Here is a 20,008-nt window from a genome sequence, read left to right on the forward strand (position 1 = left end):
TCGGTGGATCAGGCGACGAGCAGGCAGGCGTCCCAGGCGGAACGGGGTGGGACGGCAGTGCTGGGTGGGATGAGTGCCAGGGCTGTGCCGGCGGCGCCGTCGAGCAGGCCAGGATCTCCGCTGAATGCGGTGTCCGCCGAATGAATCGCCTCCAGGAGGGCGGGGATCGAGGCGCGGATGCGGCTTGCGGTCGAAGTGTTAGCGTCGTCGGCTGCCCGAGTGGCAACGTGGACAAGGCCCGCGAACCCATGACACAAACCCTTGTCCGTCGTGGCCTTGAGCTGGTCGACGTCGGTGAGGGCAGCGACGAGGGCGTTCTCCGCCTCGGTCTGGCGGTCGATGTCGCCGAGGATGATCGTGGCGAGCTGCTGGGCGCGGGCAAGGCCGGCGGTGCCGTAGCACCAAGAGGGTCGCTGGACTGGAGATGGGGCGCCGCAGCCGGTCCGCAGCTCGTCCCGGGTGATCCAGTACGGCCAAGCCTGACCGGCTTTCCAACGGTCCAGCCAGGTCAGGATGGTGCCCATCGCCGCGTGGTGCCCGTGGACGACGGTGCCGTGCCGGGCAGCCAGGGCCAAGAGGGCGAGCACTCCGCCGATGCCGTGGGCCATGCCGTTGTTGGCGTGTCCGCCGGGGAAGTGGTCGTCCGGGTTGCCCGAGGGCCCGGTGCCGGTCCACCAGCCGGGCAGGGTCTCGTCCTGGACCAGCGGTTCGGTGAGGCGTACGACGTAGTCGAGCACAGCACGCGTCGTGGCGCCGTCGGGAGCACGGCGCAGCAGGTAGGCGCCGTATCCCGTCAGCCCCCGGATCGCGTCGAACTCGGCGAGCTGCGGCAGACGCCCGGCGTCGATACGGCGGTGGGCAGCATCCAACCGGCGTCCGACGTCGATCGCGATCTGGTCGTCCATCGTGTTCAGCGCGCGTTGGTACGAGCAGGGAAGGTGGTCAGCCGCGCAGGCCAGCGCGTGGGCAAGGGCAGGCGTCCCGTAGAAGGGGTGGCTGTCGGGACCGCTGGTGAGCGGCTGGCGGGAGGCGGCGGCGAGCCAGTCATGAGCGCGCTGCCACGGCCCGAGGCCGCGTGCGGCTCGTTCGATGTGCAGGAGAGCGATGCCAGGAGGTCCGTAGGCCAGGTGCTGCCGGTACGAGGGGGAGAACCGCTGTACCTCGGGATCGGCGAGCCGGGACGCGACGGCGTCGACCAGGCCGAGAGCTGGGTGGGTGGTCATGCCGGCCTCCTCTCGGCACGCGCGGTCCAGGCAAGAGCGGCGGCGCGTGCCAGATAGAGGCACACCTCCTCCTCGGGGAAGTTCACCGCGATGTGCCGTACGAAGTGGACGTGCAGGAGTGACGTCAGGACATCGTCGATGGCGATTCCTTGGGTGTCCGGACCGGGCAGGTGCGGGCGGTAGGCGGCGAGTGCCGCGTCCCGGTCTGCCCATCCCGACACGATGGCCTCCCCGCCCGGCACTCCAAGCAATGCGGACCAGTCGTCGCGGGGATCGGCGATTCGTACGGCCTCGGTGAACACTGCGCGGGGCACTGGTGCGGGTGCCGTCGGCGGGATGTGGTCGATCAGCCACCGCATCCCGGCTTCGGTGCCGCCAAGGAAAGCGGAGGCGATGGAGACGGTGTGCGCCGCCACCAGGGCGCGTTGGCCGGGGCGCTGCCGCTGCGCGAGCTGCGCCACCACGGCGCGCGAGTCGGCGCGGAACACCTCCTCGGCGGCCTCCCACGCCGCCCCGGAACCCCAGCGGCCCATCTCTCGGTACGAGGTGGGGTATCGGAGGTCCGCCAGCAGTCCGGCGCGGCGCATCTCGTCGCCCCACTCGCTCACCGCACGGGCGGTCTCGGCAAAGGCTTCCGGATGGGGGAGGGCGATACGTACGCGGAGGTGCTGGGCCGGGTCACGGAAGCGGATGAACCACCAGGGTGGGTTGCCGAGCCACTTCAGTAGTCCGGGCAGGTACTGGGCGAGCAGGGTGTCCTGGCGGCGGGCGTCTCCGTACAGGGCAGCCAGGAGTACGGATGAGAAGGCAGGAGTCTGCATCTGCGCTGGTGAGAGGGCGCGAGCCGCGGTGGGAGCGGGCAGGGTCGGCCAGGCTGTCGGCCGTACCGCCTTGAGGAGCACCACGATCTCGTGAGCGCGCCCGTCGCACCAGCCGTACTCCTCCGGGGCTTCGATGAGTACGGCCGTGTGCACACGGTCGAGGTGCCGGCGGAGCAGCACACGGTGGCCGGCCTCGTCGAGGTCGAGGAAGAGGTGTCGGTCGCCTTCCACGAGGTACACCTGCCGCGGTAACCGCCGCCGGACCCGCCAATCGGTCAGAGCTGTATCCCACCGGGCGAAGCCGGACAGCTCCGACGCCTCCAACCGCCAGCGTGCCGGGGCCAGCACCGTACGTCCGTAGCGGAGTCGCGGCAGGAACGGCATCGCCGCAGCGGCACCCCAGTCAAAGACGGTGACCTGTGCGTACTGGGCGCGGGACAGCTCGGTGAGAAACCGCGCCAGCGGCGGGGTGTGCGTATACAGGTTGAGGGCGTTCATCCCGACGGCTTCGACCCGGTGGCCTCGCGCGGGGGCTGCCAGGTACATGCGGCGTCCGTCGCACGCGACCGCCAGGTCTTCGGGGGTGATTACACCGACGCCTGGGGCGCGGTGCTCCTGGAGGCTGATGACGGTGGGCAGGACCTGGGGTGCCCGGGTGACGTGAGCGCTTTCGGGGAGGAGCGGCGGGAAGGTGAGCTGCGCGGGCACGGTGTCGCTGTCCGCGGTGGGCAGATCGGCCAGTTCCGCGCTCAGCGCCTCGCGGTCTGCGGGCTCCAGCACGCTGAGGAAACGGCCCGTGGAGACGCCCGCGCCGCGTGCCACGCTCACGATCTCCAGCCGGAAGCGCCCGCGCCGCAGCTCCTCCAGGCCAGCCGAGTGCACCCGTACGCCCATCTCCAGATGCGGAGGCATCCGTGGCTCGTCCGGCCCCACATCAAGAGCGGCGATCAGTTCCTCGGTGAGGACGACTTCCTCGTGCCCTTCCAGCGCGGCCGTCTGCGCCAGGCGTACGAGGACGTCGTCCCGCGCGGAGATCCGAGGCCGACGCGCACCGCCCGGCGTGCCCGGGTAGCCGTCGGGGTAACTGACGCCGCTGTCCGCCACGACCTCCTTGAGCGGCACCATTGTGCCGATGCCGTACCGCTCGTAGAAACGCTGGTGGTACTCGCCCCACGCGACTGTTCCGTACGGCCGTGCACTCAACCGGGTCAGGACGAGCGCGGCCTGTTCTACCTCCCGGGCCACTGCCTCCGGCAGTACGAGCCGGGCGTTCAGCCGCAGGTCGAACGCGATGGGGTGGCGCTTCCCGCCCGGTACGAGCTCCCGCATCCGCACGGCGACTCTGTCCCGCTCATCCCGTGTGGCGCACTTCTCCAGGCCAGCCCTGATCGCGTGCAGCTCGGTCACCGTTTTCGAGATCGGAGCCACGGTTTCGGCGTGAACCGCGTCAAGCTGTTCGACGAGGTACTTGAGGGCGTCGGGCTCGGTGCTCGGCGCGTGGATGCTGGTGATCAGGATTTGCCGTCGGATCAGCTCTTCCAACAGTCGGTGAGTCTTCTCCGGTCCGGCCTCGGGGAACTCCGTCCGCAACTTGCTCAGGAGCGCTCTGGCCCTGATCGGAGCCTTGGCCGCGGCGAGTGCCACACGCACAGGTGCGGTGAGGGTGAGTGTCGCCTCGACCGCCCGGGTCCCGTCGCCTCGGTCATCGGACTGAAACGGCACGACGAGCCGGTCCCCACGTACGAATGCGGTGTTGTTGGCGATGACCGATAGCCGTTCGAGGAGTTCCGGGCACGACTCCAGCCGCTGTACGACGGCGGCCAACCATTCCGCTCCGGCCCGGCCGACGAGGACATGCCCCTCGGCCCAATCCGCGCGCGGCTGCGATTTCCACGTCGCGGTGGCCACCCCGGCGAACAGACCGAACGGAGTCGCCCGGTGCTGGACCCGCAGCAGATAGCGGACCACGGATTGAGCCGTGCGCCGAAGGTCCCGCGGAGCGGGACGCCGACTCGTGCACACTTCCTGCACCTGCGCGGCCAGGGACGGGCTGGAGTGCCGCAAGGACTCGGCGAAGTCCTCGTCTGCCCAGACCGCGCGAAGCCAGGCCACCTGGGTTGTCGCGCTACCGGGCTCGTCAAGCTCAGGGCATGGTGGAACCGACAACGACGGGCGGGAGACGGCGCGCACGAGGGCGGTTGCCCCGGCGCGGTACGCCGCGGTCGGGATGGCCATCGACTCCTCCACGGGTTGCGGAACGGGCGGCTGGTGCCGCCGCACGGAGGCGGCGGCACCAGGAGGGACCACAGGCAGGTCAGGCGACGTTGGTGGTGCAGGCGCCGCAGGTGGTGCCGCAGTTGTCGTCGGTCAGGTTGACCAGCCCCGCCGGGTCGGCGATCTCGACGAGGGAGACGTCCAGGTCGAAGCCGTCCGACGCTTCCGGCGCCTGGGGGCGGACCTGGGTGAGACTGGGGATGACGGTGTTGCGCGTCATGGTGAGTACCTCCTTGTTTCGTGGGTTCAGTGATGAATGCGACCGACGGGTCTTCGATCCGTCGGCCGTGAGCTGAAGCTCGGCCCAGACCTCCTTGCCCCATGGGCACCCGGATATTCAGTTCTTTGAATGCGTCGGCGACGATATCGGCGTTGCGCGCACCAGCGTTGAGCCCCTGCTGAATGAGGCCCATCGCTTGCTTTCCGTCGACCCCCAGGTCACGGAATTGAGTGCCGTATTCGCCGAAGACGTCGAGCAGGTCCTCGGCCTTGTTCGCGCCGTTCTGTGTTCCCTTGACGAGAATGTCGAACGCTTCCTCGGCGTTCGCCGCCATTCCCGTTTTGAGCATCTGGCCGACGGCGGCCGAGGTCGGGGCCGACTTCCTCGCCCATGATCTGTGCGACCTGGGAGAGGCGCCCGCCTACCTTTTCGAGTTCCTTCTGTGTGGCGTCGGCCGGTACGAGGCCCTGCTGCCAAAGGCTCTTGAGTGCCTCGTTCGCGTCGGCGACCGAGTCCGTGTACCCCTGGCTGTAGAGGTTGCCCGCGGCCTTGCCGAGCCGCTTTGCCTGCTCGGGGGAGGTGCCGAGTTGAGCGGCAAGAAGGCTGTTGTCCTTCTGCTGCTGCATGGCCTCGCCGATACCGGCGACCACTGCGGCGCCGACGCCGGCGCCGACTGCGGCCCACCCGAACGAGGTGAGCGTGTCGCGCAGCCGGCCGCCGGCGTCCTGCGCGCCGTCCTCGGCTCCGTCGGCGACGCCGTCGCCGAGCCGCTGCCCGGCGGACTCACCCGCGCGGGCGGCCTCGGCGGTGATCTCCTCCGCGGCGGCGACGACGCTCGCCTGCATCCGGGCGAGGCCGGACTCGGCGGCGGAGTCGTCGACGTCGATCGTGGCGAGCAACTCGGCGACGGTGAGCGCCACAGGCGATCACCCCCCCGGCGGTGCTCTAACCGGCAGGCTGACCGGTGATGGCGGCGATCTCGGCGGGGTCGGTGACCTCGCGGGGGGTGCGCGACCACGCGCGGGTGAACCGGGCCTCGGCCGACAGACCGGCGACGAGGGCGAGGAACCGGCGGGTCGACAGGGCGGCGAGCTGCTCGGCGGTGAGGTGGTACTCGCGGGCGAGATCGGCCTCAAGGGCGTTCCAGTGAGTTAGGACCGCGCGCCAGAACGCGCCGGCCTCTTCCCCCTCTTCTTCGTGTTCTTCGTGCTCGCCCGGCGCTCCGCCCTGTTGGCCGGGGCTTTTCCCGCCTTGCCGGCCTCGCCCTGGTCGTAGAGTTCGGCCGCGCGCCGCATGCTGACGCTGCCGGGCTTGCGGATGTTGGCGGCGGACCAGATCAGCACGACCCCGAGCTGCCGGTCGGTCATGCCCTGCTTGGCCCACTCGTCGAGGGTGCCCTCACCGAACAGCGTCGCGAGCATGGCGCGGACGTCGTCGGGGTCCGAGCTGTGCTGTACGCGCTCCATTTGGAGTGTGAAGAGCAGCGGCAGGGAGTCGGGCAGCATGTGCTCGCGCCCGTACAGGGTGAGCGCGGCGCGCGGCTGGTCGGGGACCTGCTCGGCGAAGAACGCGTCAAAGTCGGCGGTCTCGACGAGTGGCTGCTCGGTGGCCTCGCTCACGCGTCACCCCCCGACTTGCCCGACGTCGCGGCGAGGGCGTTACCGCCGGCGACCGCGGCCGAGGTGGGCGCCCCGCACCGCGTGATCGTCGCCGACCACGAGGTCTTGTCGTTGGTCTCGCCGCCCTGCTCGCCAGGGGTGACCGTGGAATCCCAGACGACCCATGTCGTCTGCGACTTGTGGCGCAAGCGCACGGCGTTGCGCGAGTCGATGCCGAGCCGGTACGCCCATACGGTGTCGACGTACGCCTGCCCGACGTCCTGCTTGCCGGTGGCCTTGTCGATGCGGTACTGCCCCTCGATCGCGAGCGTGGCGCCCCGCTGCATGACGTCCTGTTCGAAATAGCCGTCGCTGTCGAACGCGACGGTCTCGGCGGTCTCTTCGTTCTCGCCGGGGTTGTGGGTGAAGCTCGTCAGACCGGCGATGGGCAGCCATGTCTCGGTTGCCGCGGTGGTGTCGCGGACCTCGAACAGCCACCCTCGGGCGTCGATAGGCCGGGAGGTCGCGGCCATGGTGAACCCTCCTATTCGGGTCGGTGAGTGGTGGGGTTGGCCACGTCGAGGCGGACGTTCACCGTGTGCTCGTGCCGGCCCGAGGCGTCGGTGCCGATCGGCGCGGGGGCCTGCGCGACCGCGAGCACCAGCCATGTGCCGTCGGGCAGTTCGAGGCCGGCGAGTCCGTGCAGCGCGCCGTGCAGGGCCTCGGTGCGGCGGCGGGAGACGCACGGGTCTGCCGTGCCACGCACGCGTACCTGTAGCGAGCGGGTGTCGTAGCCGTTGCGTGCGTCTTGGTCGCCCGAGCCGTACAGCCACAGCCCGACTGCTTCGCCCGGCTCCGGGGGCAGGGTCTCGATGAACGTGTCGCCGGTCGTGCCGGTCGGGTCGTAGGCGAGCAGGTCGAGGTCGTCGAGGTAGCGGGCGACGCCGTCGAGCAGGTCAGCCACGAAGCGCCCGCCGGACCTGTGCGGCGATCAACGCGCCGATGGTGCCGGCCTCGCGGTTGGCCGGGTCTTCGAGGAACTTCGCCTTCCTCCCGGGGCTGTGCCGGGCGGTGAGGTCCTCGTGCACGCGTGCGGCGTACGGGGTGTCGTAGGTGACGCCGGCGACGAGGTCCTGCTCGTCGACGGTGGCGGCGCCGGAGCGTTCGAGGGTGCCCTCGGCGATCGGGACCTCTTTGCGGGACTCGGCGAGCAGGTGCTCAGCGCCGAGCAGCAGTCCGCGCACGGCGCCCGCCCGCGCGCGGCCGAGGACCTGCTCGCCGTTCCAGCGGACGCGGGCTCGGGGGCGGAGACTCATTCGCAACTCACCTCCGTACAGGCCGGGACCGGCAGACCAGGGGCGGTGTGGCGGGCGACGGTGAGCGCGGTCGCGGTGCGTCCGTCGGGCAGGGTGACGCGTGAGCCGGGCGGACAGTCGAGGTCGGGGGCGGCGATGAACGTCGCTGCGGCGCTGACCTCGCGTCCGTCCGGGGCACGCACCAGGCGCGGGGTGGCGTCCACCAGGGCGGGGACGTCCTCGGCCGCGGGGCCGTACCGCGGGCCGTACGCGGAGTCTGCGAGGTAGGGCTCGATACGGATGCGGTGGCGCAGCAGGACCGAGGGAACGCGGCTCACCATGGCATCACGCATCCAGGGGTGAGTCCGGCGCGGCGCAGGATGCGGTCGGCGCGCGGGGCGAGTTCGACGCCGGTCGTCGCCGAGGTGCGCGAGCTGCGGCCGGACAGGGAGACGGGGCCGATCGAGACCGAGTCCCACTGTCCGGCTGCGCCGGTCCCGTCGTCGCCGGCGGCGAGTTGGTACTCGACCTGTGCACAGGTGGCGTCGCGCAACGCCGCCTGAATCTCGGTGTCGAGCGGGTCGCCATCATCGTCGACCGGGTAGACGGCGGTGAGCAGGGCGGAGTCGATGTCCTCGCCGGCCCGCGCGAGCAGCCGCTCGGCGTCGGCGGGGGCCGGCTGGCCGGTCCATGCGGCGAGCTACTCGGGGGTCGCGTAGGGCAGCCGCGCCACGATCACCCCCTCGGCTTACCGCGGGCAGCGGAACGGCCCGCCGAAGTGGTGTCCGGCGGGCCGTTCTGGTCGGCGGCGGGGTTGTCACCCGGCGGCGGTTCGTCGTCGAGCGGCTCGACGGTGTAGCCGGCCCCCTGGCAGTACCCGACGATCGCCGGGTCGCTGGTGGTGGCGGTGCCGTCGACGAGCGGGATGCCGCCGGGGCCGGGGCCGGTGTAGTCGTCGCGGGGTGCGGTGATGCGGTACGTGGTCGTCATGGGTGCCTCACACGCTCTTGATGTTGCGGAAGACGGCGGCGGCCTTGGTCGCCTTCAACACGGGAGCGACCGGCCCGAGTTCGATCTCGCCGAGCTTGACGGCGCCGGCGGTGCTGAAGTCGGGGAGGTAGGTGTTCACCAGCGGGGCGCCACCGCCGACGCTCGCCCCGTGGAATCCGTCGAGGCCGTAGCGGACGGCGTACAGGTCACCGAGGCCGGTGATGTTGCCGCCGCTGCCGGCGCCGTCCGTGTCGCGGGTGACAAGGCCGATGACGTCGGCGTTGCTGCCGGCCTTGGCCTTGAGGTCGACGAGCGGGATGCCGTTGTACGCCACGACCGGGCGGCCGAACGCGTCCGTGGTCTTGTCGATCTGGTCCGTCCACGCGGCGATCGTCTTGAACAGCGCGAGCGTCTTGCGGTTGCCGTAGATGACATCCGGGGTGTCGTCGAGCAGGGCGAGCCAACTGTCGATGTGCCGCTGTGCGGCGAGCGCGGTCGCCTTGTCGTTGATCGCCGTCCAGTCGACGTAACCGGCCGCAACGCCGTTGGCGAGCGGCAGGTACTCGGTCGAGGTGCCGGTGAGGATCTTGGACAGGCCGTCGAATCCGGTGCTGTCGACGGCGGTGTCACCGTTGATCACGGCGTCGGCGAACTTCGCGCGTGCGGCCTTGATCTTCTGCGTCATGTTCAGCGTGACGGCGCCGGACGCGGCCGGACCGACACGGGCGATGACGCGGTCGACCCGGAAGCTACCGCCGAGCGGGACGAGGTCGACGGTGTAGCGCTGGGTCGTGACCTCGGCCGGGGTGTACTCGGTGTTGAGCTGACGGAACGAGGCGTCGGCCTGCGTGATCAGGCGCCGGTACCCGTAGGTGAGAGTGTCGCCGCCGGTGGGCGACACGACGTTGTCGAACGTCATCCGGTTGAGGATGTCCGAGGACTTGGCGAACTCGTCGATCACGTTGACGTCGACGTCGTCCTGCGCGTTGTTCTTCGCCTCGGCAAGGGTGGTGGGCAAAGGGTTCTCCTGGGGGTCAGGCGCCGCTCAGTCGGGCGGCGACGGCGTCGTGCAGGGTGGCCGCGCGCCGCTCGCCAGCCGGGGCGCCGTTGAACTCTCCGCCCCCGCGCGCGGGGCCCGCGGGCGTGGCGCGGTACAGGTCGGGGTCGGCCTCTACGGCGGACTTGATCGCGGCGACAAGCTGCTCGCCGAACTTGGCGTCGGCGGGGTCGAGTTGCGCGAGCGCGTCGGCGAATGCACGGCTGTTCAGCAGCCGGTCGGCGCGGGCGCCCTGCTCGCCGGCCGCCTTGTAGGCGGCGAGTTCGACGCGGGCCGCGCGCAGTTCGGTGGCGACCTGGTCGAGCTGCTTGTCGCGGTCGGCGACGGCGGCGGCGAGTTTGCTCGGGTCCTGCTCGGCCTCGGCGTCGGGGTTGAGTGCCTTGTTCACGGAGTCGAGCGCGGCGCGCAGCTCGTCGCGTTCGGTGGCGGCCTGCTCGGCTCGGGTCGTGCCCTCGGCAAGCTGCTGCGCGGTGCCCGGGTCCGGGGTGGCCGGGGCGACGGCCGGGTCGCCAGCTGGCGGGGTGACCGGGTCTCCGGCCGGGGCCGGGTCGCCGCCCTCGCCCGAGCCGCCCTTGATGGGCCAGATCGGGCGTCCGTCACGGCGGAAGCCGAGGGCAGCGTCCCCTGTGTGTGGGTGCAGAGGAAGAGTGGAGATGCTCATCTAGTCAGCTCCTGTCAGAGGGGCGAGGTACGTTCGGCCCGTGCGAGACGCATTGGGGCAAGAGGCAGAGGCCAACTGGCTGCGGTTCGAGAAGCGGATCGTTGAAGAAGCGCGCAGGATGTATCCGGGGGCGCAGGTACAGCACAACGCCCATGTCCGGGGGCGAATCAGCGGGAAGCTGCGGCAGATAGACGTACTGGTGACGGCTCGCGTCGGGCCGCACGAGATCATGGTCGTCATCGAGTGCAAGTGGCGTCGGCGCCCGGCGGATGTCGGTGTGGTCGACTCGCTCGTCGGCAAGCTGCAAGACGTTGGCGCAGACCGAGGTGTGCTATTCGCAAATCGCCTACCGACCGAGGCTGCCCTCAACCGGATGCGGAACGCGGTCCAACCGCGGCTTGACGGCTACGTCTTTGAACTCGAACCGCGTCTTTCATGGAACGAGGCACATGCGATTGTGAGCGAGCACGAATGGTTTGCCTTCGACGAGGAACCGCTCGACCCGAAGGCAGAGGCCCTGCTGAAGGAAGCCATGGAACGACTGCGACTTGGTTGATCTAGCTGCTGAGCTGACGCGCCCTTGCGTAACCCCGGACCCATGCCGAGCGGCGCAGGTCGCCGCGCGGGTAGGGGCACGAGGTCACGGGTGCGGCATTGCGGACGGCCTCGATTCCGGCGAGTAGCGCCCGGACGAGATCGCCTCGGATTCCCACGTGCACCCCCTAGAGCCGGTTGTTCTGGGTGTTGCGGGAGGCACGGGCGGTTTCGGCGGCGCTGCTGCGTACGCCGGTCACCATCTCCTCGTACTCCGCGAGCGTGATGCGGGGGTGGTCCTCCCACCAGCGTTTGAGGTCCTCAGACGCGCGGGCATAGGCCACGTGCGCGGGTCCGCTGAACAGGGAAATCGGATCGATGCCCGCAGCCTGCGCGGCTTTGGTAAGCATGTAGCCGTTCGTGGCGTCCTCGGCCGCGAGTCGTTGCGCCCACACGTGCTCGCGGTACATCTCGCGAATCTGCTCGCGGGTGTAGGCGGTGCGCATCTGCATGTCGGCGTACTCGCGCTCGGCGATCCACCGTTCGGTTGCGGACATGCCCGCGTACCAGTCCACGGAAAGGCCGTTCCACGCGTCCGCATCGGCTGCCGGGGCGAGGACCTCGTCGAGGGCGGCCCGGTCGGCGAGCTGCCCCTCGACGCTGAACGTCCCTTGTGCGTCCGGGAGTTCGACGGGCGGGTACCGGCTGTCGAGTTCGTCGGCGATGCGTACAGCGTCGTCGGGGACGGCGTAGCGCACGGCCCACCCGAGCACGTCGTCGCCGACGGCGGACAGGTCGCCGGCCAGGCGCCCGCCGGGGAACACCTCGGCGAGCAGCCGCCGCCGGTTCATCTCGGCGCCGATGGCGGGCCGGTCGTCGGGGACGTTGCGGGCGCGGTCGGCGAGTTCGTGCTCGGACATGCCGACGAGGTCACGCCGGGCGCCGGGCAGGGCTGCGTCGACGTCGCGGCGGTCCATCTCCGCCATGACACGCAGCATGTCGTCGTCGCCCAGGTGCAGGGAGACGCGGGCGAGTTCGTCCTCGCTGAACTCGGCGAGGCTGTCGGCGAGGCGCCCGTTCGGACGGATGCGGTCGAGCAGGTCCCGCTCGTCTCGCCGGTCGGCCTCGTCGGCGATCCGGCCGCGGTCGCGATCGTCGAGCACTCCGGGGCGGATGGCGGCGCCGAGCTGCTCGTCGCTCATCTCGGGCAGCGTCCGCTCGTCGCCCGCGCGGACGCGCGCGGCCTCGAACGGGTCCGTACCCGGACCGGTCGGGGTGCCGGCACGGCCGGCGGTGCCACCAGATGGGGGGAGGTTGCCGGCGCCGAGCTGCTCGCGCTCGCGCCGGCGGATGAGTTCGGGGTGCGCGGCGAGGTGGTCGCGCATCTTGCCCTGCCACTGCCGCACGCGGCCCTCGGCCGCGCGCTTGCCCTCGGGTGTCGGTGAGGCGGCGGCCCCCTTCTTCCACTGCCTGATACGGCGCTCGATCGCGCGCTGCCGTTGGGATGCCTCGTATCCGTCGGGGTCCTCGGACTGCTCGACCGGCGCCCGTGTTACGCCGGGCAGGTAAGCACTGAGGGAGTGGCGGCAGTTGGGGTGTTGGAAGCCCCGTTGCCGAGCCTCGTCGACGCTGCCGAAGACGTGCACGCGAACGGTCTCGCCGTCGGCGGTGGCGTGCTCGGCCTCGACCGTGCGCGCTCCGGCGGGTCCGTCGAGGGACAGCACCTTGCCCTCGAACGGGGCGCAGAGCGGGCACTCGTGCGGGGCGTTGGAGACGATCACGAGGTCGAGGCCGACAGCGCGCAGCCGGTCGCCGTGCGCATCGACCGCAGCTCGGCCGACCGCCGTCCTCGTCGCCATTTCGGCGTAAGAGGTCATCTGCCACGCTCGACCGCCATTGTCGACGAACGTCCGCAGCCCGCGGTCGGCGAACCGTTCCATGGCGCGCTGCGTCGCCTGTCGGCGGGTGTCGATGCCGAGCAGCGGCGTGCCGGCTACCTCGGCGATCACCTGCCGGTATCCGTCCTCAACCCCGCGCAGAATCCCGCGATGCGTCTGGGTGACGAGGTCGACGGTTTCGTCGGCGATCCGGTCGACCGCGCGCGTGCTCGGGGTCGACTCGGCGATGCGCCGTGCGTCGACGTCGTGCAGGGCGCCGAGTTCGGCGAGGCCAGCGCGGACGCCGACGTCGTACGCCTCGGCGACGGCGTCGAAGACTTGCAACTGCATGGCGGAGCCGAGCGCGTCGACGACAGCCTGCGCGGCGCGGCGCAGGGGCTGAATGTCGCGCAACTTGCTGACGGCCCACCCCGGAGCGTCGAACCCGTCGGCCAACTGCCGGGCGACGATGCCGAGCAGCCACTGCTCGGCATCGTCGTAGAGGTCGCGCACACCGGCGGACAGGTCCTCGACAAGGCCGGGATGGATAGGCATGGCGGCGACCTCGCACAGTGAGGTAATCTCTCAGAAGAGCCAGATTTGGAAATCTGAGGGATGGGTATGGCTATTCACATCCGCGTGGCCTTGTCCGACGTTCGGGTCGAGACACGAACTGTTGGCGAGGACGTGCACATCGACATCTCTCCGGCCGACGGTGAGGAATCGGCGATGGAGACGACGCCGGGGGGCCTTGCTCCCTTGATCCAGGCGGGCCGGTTGGAAGCAGGGGAAACGCTCTACTGGTCGCGCCCCCGGCTCGGAGTGCGCCACACGGCGACCGTGCTGGCGAACGGGTGGCTTCAGTTCGAGGGCAAGCCCTACCGCACGCCTTCCGGTGCGGCGGTCGCGGCGACAGGCGGATCGCAGGCTGATGGGTGGACGGCGTGGCGCCGAGAAAGGGACAAGGTGATCATCGGGTCACTTCGCTAGTGACGAACGGGTGGGGGGATGGTCCAGCCATCCCCCCACCCCCGTAGTGAGACCTAGGCCAGCGCGCCAGACTGAATGGGATCAGGCACCGCTTGGCCGGTCTCGGTGAGGATGCGGTCGACCTCGGCCTGCACTGCGGTGTCGTCCCAATCCGGGTGCAGCCAGCGCACCTTGGTGTCGGTACTGACTGCCTGCGCCTGCTGGAGCAGGGACAGCGTCTGTGCGGTGCTGGTCGGGTCCTCGCTCACGGCGTCGCCAAAAGTGATCCGGGGGCGCTCGGGTACAAGGCCGGGCGTGAACAGCACTCGGTCGAGCCGCAGCATGACGAACAGGATGTGCGTGAGCGCTGGTCGCCAGTAACGGGACTTCTTGTCACGGGTGATCATCGACCGGCGTTCGCGCGCGGTGACCTCCGTCGCGGTGGCGGCGGCCTGGTCGCCGAACCCGAACGTCTGCGCGGAGTAACCGGCGGAGCGCACAGCCTGCTGCACGATTGAGTCGGCCGTCGACTGGTGCTCGGCGACCCTGATAGCGAACTGCGACAGGGTGATGCCCGAGCCCTCGGTCGGCGGGATGTTCAGCGACTGCCAGACTTCCCGGTCGTCGTCGAACGAGGCGCCCCTGCCGGGGCCGTGGTCGCGCAGGTACCCGTCGGGGACGATCAGCCGCGCCCTGCCGAGGCGGATGTCGCGCAGCCAACTCGACCAAGTCTCGTCGAGTGCATCCATGAGGTCGTACAGCGGGGCGGCGTAGTCGGAGCGGCCGAACGGGCTGCCCCGGTGGCGCCGGTTGGGCTTGATGTTGGGGACGTAGGCGGCGGTCAGTTCGGTGATGCCGGTCTCGATCGCGTCGCCCTCGGGGCCGAGGGAGTCGGCGAGGGCGGCGACCTCGGGGTGCTCGGTGAGCGGCACGCGGGTGCCGAGCCGGTCCGTGCTCCCCTGGTAGAGACCGTGCAGGACACGCCCCGGCTCGTGTCGTTCGAGGTGGCGCCATACGGTGCCGCCGTCCGAGGCGAGTTCGCGCCAGAACGTGACGGCGGTGAGTTGTCCCCAACGGAAGTCCGGTACGGCGGCGTCGGCGTGCACGGCGGTGAGCAGCGGGCGCGGCGCAAGGGAGGTGTCCCACGTTGCCCGTAGGTACACCCCGCCCAGGGCGGCGGCGACCTCTGCCGCTTCGAGCAGGGTGTTCGCGATGCCGCCCGCCTCGGCGAGTTCGGCGAGCCGGTCCTGCGTGCCGGTGTCGTCGACGGTGAACGTCGGCGGCTCGGAGTACAGCAGGTCGGCGCTCGTGGTGGCGATGTCGCCGGCGAGCGGGATGTGCACCCGTCCGTCGTGCTTGCCGTCCTGCCGGTGCCGGGCACGCGCCCACAGTCGGCGCCGTCCGTCCTCCCGGCGCTGCTGGCCCCGGTAGACCTCGGCGAGCCGGTTTCGGTCGCCGGAGTACCACGCCGCATCGAGCCGCATCTCGCCATACATTTGCGCGAGTTGGCGCGGCGGCCACGGGGCGCCGTTGTCAGGCAGCGGCACAGCTCACCCCCCGTCGGCGTCGCGAGCGGGCGCGCGCCGCGGCCCGGCAAGTACGGCACTTGCGGGTGCCGTTGCGGGCTACGTAGGTGTTGGCCACGGTGAACCGGTGGCCACGCAGACAACGGATCTGCCGGGCACGGGCAGCGGCGAACGAAACGCCGCGCAGCACGTTGATTCGCTGCGTAACCGCTTCGAGGTGATCGGGGTTGACGCACCCGCGGTTGCGGCACAGGTGGTCGATCACGAGCCTGTCGGGAATCGGCCCGTGCACGGCCTCGTACGCGACCCGGTGCGCGTACCGGCGCTCGCCGGCCACGGAGAAACGGGCGTACCCGTTGGGCATGAGGTAGCCGGTCCACTGCCAGCAACCGCCGGGCGCGGCAGTGACGTAAGCGAGGAAACGGTCGGCCCACTCGCGCGGCATGGCACCCCCCTCGGAATGACAGAGCCCCGGGCGCCGAGCGGCGGCCGGGGCGGAGGGCGGACAGGGGTTATGCGGTGAGCGAGAGAAGGTGGTGCCACTCGTGGGTGGTGGAGTGCACGGCGTAGCGCAGCGCGTCGACCGAGTGATCGTTCGCCTTGACCGGCTGGTCTTCCCCGCGGGCTGCGGCCTCTTCCGACCATGCGTAGCCGGGCAGTTCGTCGAGCAGGCCGGCGCACGAGCGATGGATGCGCAGCAGGCCGGCGTCGAGCGCGTTCGAGACGGATCGGATGCCGTCGAGCACGGTGTTATCGGCCCGCGCGATGCCGGGGTGTCCGTCTGCCCAGAGCTGCGCCGAGTACGAGGCGGCGCTCGGGTCGATGAACGTCCACTCGGGCACGATGTCGAGGCCGGCGAGCCACTCGCGCACGGCGGCGCTGTACTGCGCGTCGGTCATCTGCCGACGCCGGGCGCGGGAGTCGTACCGCCACTCGGCCGCCGCGTACAGGCGGTCGTCGTCGCCGAGGCCGAGCAGCACCGCCGAGAACGGGTTCGTCGTGCCGTAGTCGATGCCGAGCCAGTACCGGCGCATCGCGGGCAGGTCGTCGACGACGTGCGCGGCCTCGTCGTACATGTCGAAGATCGCGCCCTCGGCGACCACCCAAGCGCCGTCGATCATCCGTCGGCGCCACAGGCCGGTGTACTCCGCTGACAGGGCGGCGACGTACGCCGGCGCCAAGCTCGGGTTATCGGCGAGGCGGAAGTGCCAGGCAGCGAGGTCGAGGTCGCCCGACCGGTCGAGATACTGCTGCTTGAGCCAGTGCCTAGGCGAGTCCGGGTTCGTGGTGCACAGCAGCCGCGCGCCGGGCACAGAGAGCCGTGCGAGCAACTGCACGAAGAACGCTTCCGGAACGAGCGTCGCCTCGTCGACGTACGCCAGGCACGCTGTCGCACCGCGCAGTCGGCCCTCGGCGCGCGCGTCGGCCGCGCCGATCAGGTGGACCGTACGGCCCAGGATGCTCGCCACGGTTGCGCCGCGGGTGTGCCGGACCTCGGCCGCGACGTCCGAGCCGAACAGCTCGGGGTCCTGCAACGGCTCGATGATGTTGCGCTCGATGGTCTGCAACGACCGGCCGCACAGCAGGATCAAGCCCGTTGCCGGGGCACGCCGAATCGACATCAGGAAGGCGAGCAGGCTCGCAATCGTCTTGCCCGACCGCACGCTGCCGTGCCACACGGAGATTCGGGCGGTGAACGACTCGCGCACCGATCGCAGTTGCTTGTCGGACAGGGGAGGGCTGCGGGCATCACTCTCCCTCGCGATCACCCCCGGCCGGTCCGAGCAGGGCGTCGGCGAGGCGGTCGAGCATCGAGCCCCCGGCGCTTCCGGTGCCGGTTTGACGGGCGAGTTCGGAGACCCGGGCGTGCACCTCGGTGAGCGCACGAGCAGCGGTGGCGTGGTCGCGGGCGTCGCGGGCGGACTCGGCGGCAGTGGTTTTGGTGACCTGCCCGAGGGCGCCGTCGAGGGCCTCGTCGGCGAGCAGCTCGCGGCGTGCGGCGGCGTCGGCCCGCCGTGCCTCGGTGGCCGCAGCGACTCGGGCGCCCCCGCTGAACGTGAGCCCCTCCAACCCTGCGATCTTGCTCACGGTGGCGGCGCTGCGCCCGATGGCGCGGGCGATGGCGTTGCGCGAATTGCCCTCGGAGTGCAGGCGACGAACCTGCTCGTGGTCCCGCTCGGTGATCGGCTCGGCCACGGCGTCACCTCCGGCAGGCATGTGAACGCCCCGCCGCTTGGGGAAACGGCGGGGCGTCGAGGCTGTTGGTCAGTCCACCTGTTGGGCGACGGCGCTCACGACCTTCTCGGCGAGGAGAGGGGGAACACAGTTGCCAAGCTGGGCTTGTACCGCGCTGCGCTTCCCTACGAACTGGAATTCATCAGGGAACGTGAACAGCCGCTTCATCTCAGGCACGCGAAGGCGTCGGTTTTCCCAGTGGAACGGGCCGATGTAGGGCCCCGGCTGTGCCTGGATTGTGGGGGAAGGGCGGTTGGGGTCGAGCTTGAGCAGGAAAGACCAGTATTTGGAACGCCACTTGAACTCGGGGTTCTTGTGGCCTCGCTCTTCCGTGTAATGCAGGTAGTTCTCTCCCGGGGGGATGTCCGGCAGCAGATGCCCGTACTTCCCTCCGACGACCTCACCGGGCTCGGGTTCGGTCACGAGTCCCTCAAGTGCCTGGCCCACATTTACATGAGGCTGCTCTTCGGTCCCTGTTGCCCGACGCTCCCACTTGCCCCCATGGGTCGCCTCCGGATGCAGTGGAACGGTCTTGCCCTTCGGCACCCCGATCACGAAGAGCCTCGGCCGGGACTGCGGAACGCCGTAGTCGGCGGCGTTCAGCACCTTCGTCTCGTAGACGTACCCTGCCTCTTCAATCTCCCGAAGCAGTCGTTCGTATGCAGGGCGCGATGCTTTGTTGTTAAACGTCAGTGCGTAGACATTCTCCAGCACAAAGGCGCGCGGCTTAGCTTCGCGAAGAACGCGAGTGTAGGACTGCAAAAGAGAGGCGCCGGGGTCGAGTCCCTTGCGCTTGTACTCCAGCCAGAAACCCGACTTCGAGAAGGGGGTGCAGGGAGGGCCGCCGACCAGCAAATCGGGCCGCTCGCTGCCCTTTAGTCCGGCTGCGCTCAGAAGGTCTTTGGTCGAAACCTCAAGAATGTCCTTCTGGATCACTTCGGATTGCAGGTGGGTGAAGTTCTTCTCCATCGTGGCCACGGCGTCGGCGTTGTGCTCAACGGCAGCACGTACCTCGTAGCCGGCTGCTTCGACACCGAGGTCGAGACCGCCGGCGCCGGAGAACAATGAGATTGCGATGCCATGACTTGTCACAGGGGACAGAGTGCCAGACGCGACTGACATCGCGGAATGAGACCCGCAAATGTAGACGGACTGTGGCGGGCTGCGGGCGCTGAGTACCGTCCTGGGGTCAGGTGTGCGAGCCTGGTCGCCATCAGGTTGGGACGATCACGGAGTGCGGAACAACATGGCGCAAGGCGGGGGCAAGAAGGTCCTGAGCGTTCACGCGGGCCAGGCTCAAGAGCGGTTCCTAGAGGCGCTCGCTCTGGCGCAGGGGGACGAGGAACTTCCTGGCGAGTGGATCACACGTACCCGCAAGGTCGGTCAGGGCAGCAGTGCCACCAACACGCCGTTGCTTGGGACTGCCCTCCTGGCGAAGGCAACTAACAAGGACGTCAACGCCCTTGCCCTTCAGACCAAGGTGCACCGCGGCTACTCGGCACGCGGCGTTGCCAAGAACGTTCTTGTACCCATGTGCGTCGAGCACGAGATCGACCTGCGGACCACCGGCGCCGAGCCGCTCAACAACCAGCCCTTCTTCGCCAAGCCCCAGGTCATAAAGGAGCTGATCCCTGAGAGCAAGCAGCCTGCCAGGGCGGAACTTGAGTACCTGATCGACTGCCTTGAGGCGGCGGACTACCTCGAAGGCGAGAGCGCGGTGCTCGCACTTGCTGCCTTCCTCCGGGTGCGGATCGAGGATGGGAACAAGGCCACCGTTCTTGAACTGGAGGCAGGGGCCTTGACGCTGCCTGTCCTGAGTGCGCTCGCGAGGGACTTCATCAACGTTAACCGCGAGGGAGGCCGACGAGGTCAGGCACTGGTTGCCGCGTGCCTCGATCTGGTGCACCCGGGCATGGTGTACGCCGACGCCATCAACGATCCGAGCCGGAAGGTTCCGGGGGATGTAGCCATCGAGGTCCCGAGTGAGGCGGACGGTCCGGTTCAGGAGAGCGTCCTCACAGAACTGGCGAAGCCGCTGTCTGCCGCGGACAGGACCGTCGTCCTCAGCGCCGAGGCAAAGCAGAAGGCAGTCACACAGAGCGAAATCCTTCAGTTCGTCGAGCGTCTGGCAGCGGCAGGCATCGGGAAGGGGCTGTACGTCGCAGTAGACCCCAGCCAAGCCGACCTCGGCGCCGACAAGCTCGCCCAGAAGGCACAGGAACGCAATGGTGTGCTCTTGGAGGTCGTCACGGACCCTGAGCGGCTCCTGACTAACGCCGTTCAGTGGTCCGCTCTGCCGCTTGACCAGTGCCTCAAGTCGTTTCCGCAGCTTCTCGTGCAGCGGCTGAGGGACTTCCACTGCGGCAAGGACAGCCAGCAGGAGTGGGCGGACATGCTCGCCGCGGCGACCGCTGGCCACGACGCAACCTGAGTCAGCCCGCTCGACACCTCTTGCACATCGAGACGTGCGTATGCCCCGCCGAGGGGGGAGTCGGCGGGGCGTACAAGTCAGGACGCTTCCGGGCACGCCGGAGGCGCCACCCACATTAGATCACGGAACGGTAACGGCGCAAGTGGCCCCCGCTGGGGGTGTGCAGGCGCAGACCTCTACGGGGCACGGCGGGATAACGTTGTTACCGCATCGCTTGTGATGCAACAACGCAAGCCTCAGAAGAGGCCGGCATGCCGCGCCGCCAGTAGTCCGGCGAGTGCCGCGGCGACCGTCAGG

General features: G+C 69.7%; 22 protein-coding genes and 1 pseudogene. 3 read left to right on the forward strand and 20 right to left on the reverse strand.

Features of this window, described 5'->3' with window-relative positions; translation table 11 throughout:
• Nucleotides 1-8: 8 nt before the first annotated feature.
• The 13 genes and pseudogenes from AB0E05_RS18335 to AB0E05_RS18395 all read right to left on the reverse strand — a co-directional run bounded on the left by AB0E05_RS18335 (nt 9) and on the right by AB0E05_RS18395 (nt 10,139).
• Nucleotides 9-1,223, reverse strand: a complete 1,215-nt coding sequence (locus AB0E05_RS18335) for a lanthionine synthetase C family protein (RefSeq protein ID WP_361964522.1) — start codon at nt 1,221-1,223, stop codon at nt 9-11.
• Nucleotides 1,220-4,156, reverse strand: coding sequence for a lantibiotic dehydratase (locus tag AB0E05_RS18340; RefSeq protein ID WP_361964525.1), 2,937 nt, complete (start codon nt 4,154-4,156; stop codon nt 1,220-1,222). The genes AB0E05_RS18335 and AB0E05_RS18340 overlap by 4 nt, the downstream gene beginning before the upstream one ends.
• Before the next feature lie 202 nt (nt 4,157-4,358).
• Nucleotides 4,359-4,538: an FxLD family lanthipeptide gene (locus AB0E05_RS18345; RefSeq protein ID WP_361964527.1), complete on the reverse strand. Its 180-nt coding sequence runs from the start codon at nt 4,536-4,538 to the stop codon at nt 4,359-4,361.
• Between the two features lie 166 nt (nt 4,539-4,704).
• Nucleotides 4,705-4,887 (reverse strand): annotated as a pseudogene (locus AB0E05_RS18350) (phage tail tape measure protein); the annotation flags it as partial.
• 802 nt (nt 4,888-5,689) lie between these two features.
• The gene (locus tag AB0E05_RS18355; RefSeq protein ID WP_361964529.1) at nt 5,690-6,157 is read right to left on the reverse strand and encodes a hypothetical protein; all 468 of its coding nucleotides are present in this window, start codon (nt 6,155-6,157) and stop codon (nt 5,690-5,692) included.
• Complete coding sequence (locus AB0E05_RS18360; RefSeq protein WP_361964531.1) at nt 6,154-6,669, reverse strand: hypothetical protein; 516 nt, start codon at nt 6,667-6,669, stop codon at nt 6,154-6,156. The genes AB0E05_RS18355 and AB0E05_RS18360 overlap by 4 nt, the downstream gene beginning before the upstream one ends.
• Nucleotides 6,670-6,680: 11 nt before the next feature.
• On the reverse strand, nt 6,681-7,100 hold the full coding sequence (locus AB0E05_RS18365) for a minor capsid protein (RefSeq protein WP_361964533.1): 420 nt from the start codon (nt 7,098-7,100) through the stop codon (nt 6,681-6,683).
• Nucleotides 7,093-7,452: a hypothetical protein gene (locus AB0E05_RS18370; protein ID WP_361964535.1), complete on the reverse strand. Its 360-nt coding sequence runs from the start codon at nt 7,450-7,452 to the stop codon at nt 7,093-7,095. The genes AB0E05_RS18365 and AB0E05_RS18370 overlap by 8 nt, the downstream gene beginning before the upstream one ends.
• A complete protein-coding gene (locus AB0E05_RS18375) occupies nt 7,449-7,772 on the reverse strand; it encodes a hypothetical protein (protein ID WP_361964537.1) in 324 nt (107 codons plus the stop codon). The genes AB0E05_RS18370 and AB0E05_RS18375 overlap by 4 nt, the downstream gene beginning before the upstream one ends.
• A complete protein-coding gene (locus AB0E05_RS18380) occupies nt 7,766-7,984 on the reverse strand; it encodes a hypothetical protein (RefSeq protein ID WP_361964539.1) in 219 nt (72 codons plus the stop codon). Before AB0E05_RS18380 ends, AB0E05_RS18375 begins: the two co-directional genes overlap by 7 nt.
• A gap of 182 nt (nt 7,985-8,166) precedes the next feature.
• On the reverse strand, nt 8,167-8,421 hold the full coding sequence (locus AB0E05_RS18385; RefSeq protein ID WP_361964541.1) for a hypothetical protein: 255 nt from the start codon (nt 8,419-8,421) through the stop codon (nt 8,167-8,169).
• A gap of 7 nt (nt 8,422-8,428) precedes the next feature.
• The gene (locus tag AB0E05_RS18390; protein ID WP_361964543.1) at nt 8,429-9,439 is read right to left on the reverse strand and encodes a major capsid protein; all 1,011 of its coding nucleotides are present in this window, start codon (nt 9,437-9,439) and stop codon (nt 8,429-8,431) included.
• 16 nt (nt 9,440-9,455) lie between these two features.
• Entirely contained in the window at nt 9,456-10,139 is a 684-nt protein-coding gene (locus AB0E05_RS18395; protein ID WP_361964545.1) for a hypothetical protein, read from the reverse strand.
• A gap of 40 nt (nt 10,140-10,179) precedes the next feature.
• Between AB0E05_RS18395 and AB0E05_RS18400 the strand changes: the two genes are divergently transcribed.
• Nucleotides 10,180-10,695, forward strand: a complete 516-nt coding sequence (locus AB0E05_RS18400) for a restriction endonuclease (protein ID WP_361964547.1) — start codon at nt 10,180-10,182, stop codon at nt 10,693-10,695.
• A gap of 1 nt (nt 10,696) precedes the next feature.
• Here the strand turns inward: AB0E05_RS18400 and AB0E05_RS18405 are convergent, their stop codons facing one another.
• Together AB0E05_RS18405 and AB0E05_RS18410 are read right to left on the reverse strand one after the other, a co-directional pair.
• A complete protein-coding gene (locus AB0E05_RS18405) occupies nt 10,697-10,858 on the reverse strand; it encodes an Rmf/CrpP fold protein (protein ID WP_361964549.1) in 162 nt (53 codons plus the stop codon).
• A gap of 3 nt (nt 10,859-10,861) precedes the next feature.
• A complete protein-coding gene (locus AB0E05_RS18410) occupies nt 10,862-13,105 on the reverse strand; it encodes a phage minor capsid protein (RefSeq protein ID WP_361964551.1) in 2,244 nt (747 codons plus the stop codon).
• Nucleotides 13,106-13,171: 66 nt separating this feature from the next.
• Between AB0E05_RS18410 and AB0E05_RS18415 the strand changes: the two genes are divergently transcribed.
• Nucleotides 13,172-13,540 (forward strand): hypothetical protein, encoded by a 369-nt coding sequence (locus tag AB0E05_RS18415; RefSeq protein ID WP_361964553.1) that lies wholly within the window; start codon nt 13,172-13,174, stop codon nt 13,538-13,540.
• A 53-nt stretch (nt 13,541-13,593) separates the two neighbouring features.
• Here the strand turns inward: AB0E05_RS18415 and AB0E05_RS18420 are convergent, their stop codons facing one another.
• The 5 genes from AB0E05_RS18420 to AB0E05_RS18440 all read right to left on the reverse strand — a co-directional run bounded on the left by AB0E05_RS18420 (nt 13,594) and on the right by AB0E05_RS18440 (nt 18,372).
• Nucleotides 13,594-15,015: a phage portal protein gene (locus AB0E05_RS18420; protein ID WP_361964555.1), complete on the reverse strand. Its 1,422-nt coding sequence runs from the start codon at nt 15,013-15,015 to the stop codon at nt 13,594-13,596.
• A gap of 37 nt (nt 15,016-15,052) precedes the next feature.
• The gene (locus AB0E05_RS18425) at nt 15,053-15,490 is read right to left on the reverse strand and encodes an HNH endonuclease signature motif containing protein (protein ID WP_361964557.1); all 438 of its coding nucleotides are present in this window, start codon (nt 15,488-15,490) and stop codon (nt 15,053-15,055) included.
• Nucleotides 15,491-15,557: 67 nt separating this feature from the next.
• Nucleotides 15,558-16,754, reverse strand: coding sequence for a PBSX family phage terminase large subunit (locus AB0E05_RS18430; protein ID WP_361964559.1), 1,197 nt, complete (start codon nt 16,752-16,754; stop codon nt 15,558-15,560).
• A gap of 40 nt (nt 16,755-16,794) precedes the next feature.
• The gene (locus AB0E05_RS18435; RefSeq protein WP_361964561.1) at nt 16,795-17,241 is read right to left on the reverse strand and encodes a helix-turn-helix domain-containing protein; all 447 of its coding nucleotides are present in this window, start codon (nt 17,239-17,241) and stop codon (nt 16,795-16,797) included.
• A gap of 69 nt (nt 17,242-17,310) precedes the next feature.
• Nucleotides 17,311-18,372, reverse strand: coding sequence for a DNA cytosine methyltransferase (locus AB0E05_RS18440; protein ID WP_361964563.1), 1,062 nt, complete (start codon nt 18,370-18,372; stop codon nt 17,311-17,313).
• Between the two features lie 142 nt (nt 18,373-18,514).
• Here AB0E05_RS18440 and AB0E05_RS18445 point away from each other — a divergent pair, with 142 nt between their 5' ends.
• A complete protein-coding gene (locus tag AB0E05_RS18445) occupies nt 18,515-19,711 on the forward strand; it encodes a restriction endonuclease, SacI family (RefSeq protein ID WP_361964565.1) in 1,197 nt (398 codons plus the stop codon).
• Nucleotides 19,712-20,008: the final 297 nt, after the last annotated feature.

This window comes from Streptomyces sp. NPDC048057 (assembly GCF_040653095.1).
In the GTDB taxonomy this organism is placed as follows: domain Bacteria; phylum Actinomycetota; class Actinomycetes; order Streptomycetales; family Streptomycetaceae; genus Streptomyces.

Coding starts and splice junctions, on each gene's coding strand:
- AB0E05_RS18335 (WP_361964522.1), bottom strand. CDS start 1,223: ATGACCACCCACCCAGCTCTCGGCCTGGTCGACGCCGTCGCGTCCCGG.
- AB0E05_RS18345 (WP_361964527.1), bottom strand. CDS start 4,538: ATGACGCGCAACACCGTCATCCCCAGTCTCACCCAGGTCCGCCCCCAG.
- AB0E05_RS18360 (WP_361964531.1), bottom strand. CDS start 6,669: ATGGCCGCGACCTCCCGGCCTATCGACGCCCGAGGGTGGCTGTTCGAG.
- AB0E05_RS18370 (WP_361964535.1), bottom strand. CDS start 7,452: ATGAGTCTCCGCCCCCGAGCCCGCGTCCGCTGGAACGGCGAGCAGGTC.
- AB0E05_RS18375 (WP_361964537.1), bottom strand. CDS start 7,772: ATGGTGAGCCGCGTTCCCTCGGTCCTGCTGCGCCACCGCATCCGTATC.
- AB0E05_RS18385 (WP_361964541.1), bottom strand. CDS start 8,421: ATGACGACCACGTACCGCATCACCGCACCCCGCGACGACTACACCGGC.
- AB0E05_RS18395 (WP_361964545.1), bottom strand. CDS start 10,139: ATGAGCATCTCCACTCTTCCTCTGCACCCACACACAGGGGACGCTGCC.
- AB0E05_RS18410 (WP_361964551.1), bottom strand. CDS start 13,105: ATGCCTATCCATCCCGGCCTTGTCGAGGACCTGTCCGCCGGTGTGCGC.
- AB0E05_RS18415 (WP_361964553.1), top strand. CDS start 13,172: ATGGCTATTCACATCCGCGTGGCCTTGTCCGACGTTCGGGTCGAGACA.
- AB0E05_RS18420 (WP_361964555.1), bottom strand. CDS start 15,015: ATGTATGGCGAGATGCGGCTCGATGCGGCGTGGTACTCCGGCGACCGA.
- AB0E05_RS18425 (WP_361964557.1), bottom strand. CDS start 15,490: ATGCCGCGCGAGTGGGCCGACCGTTTCCTCGCTTACGTCACTGCCGCG.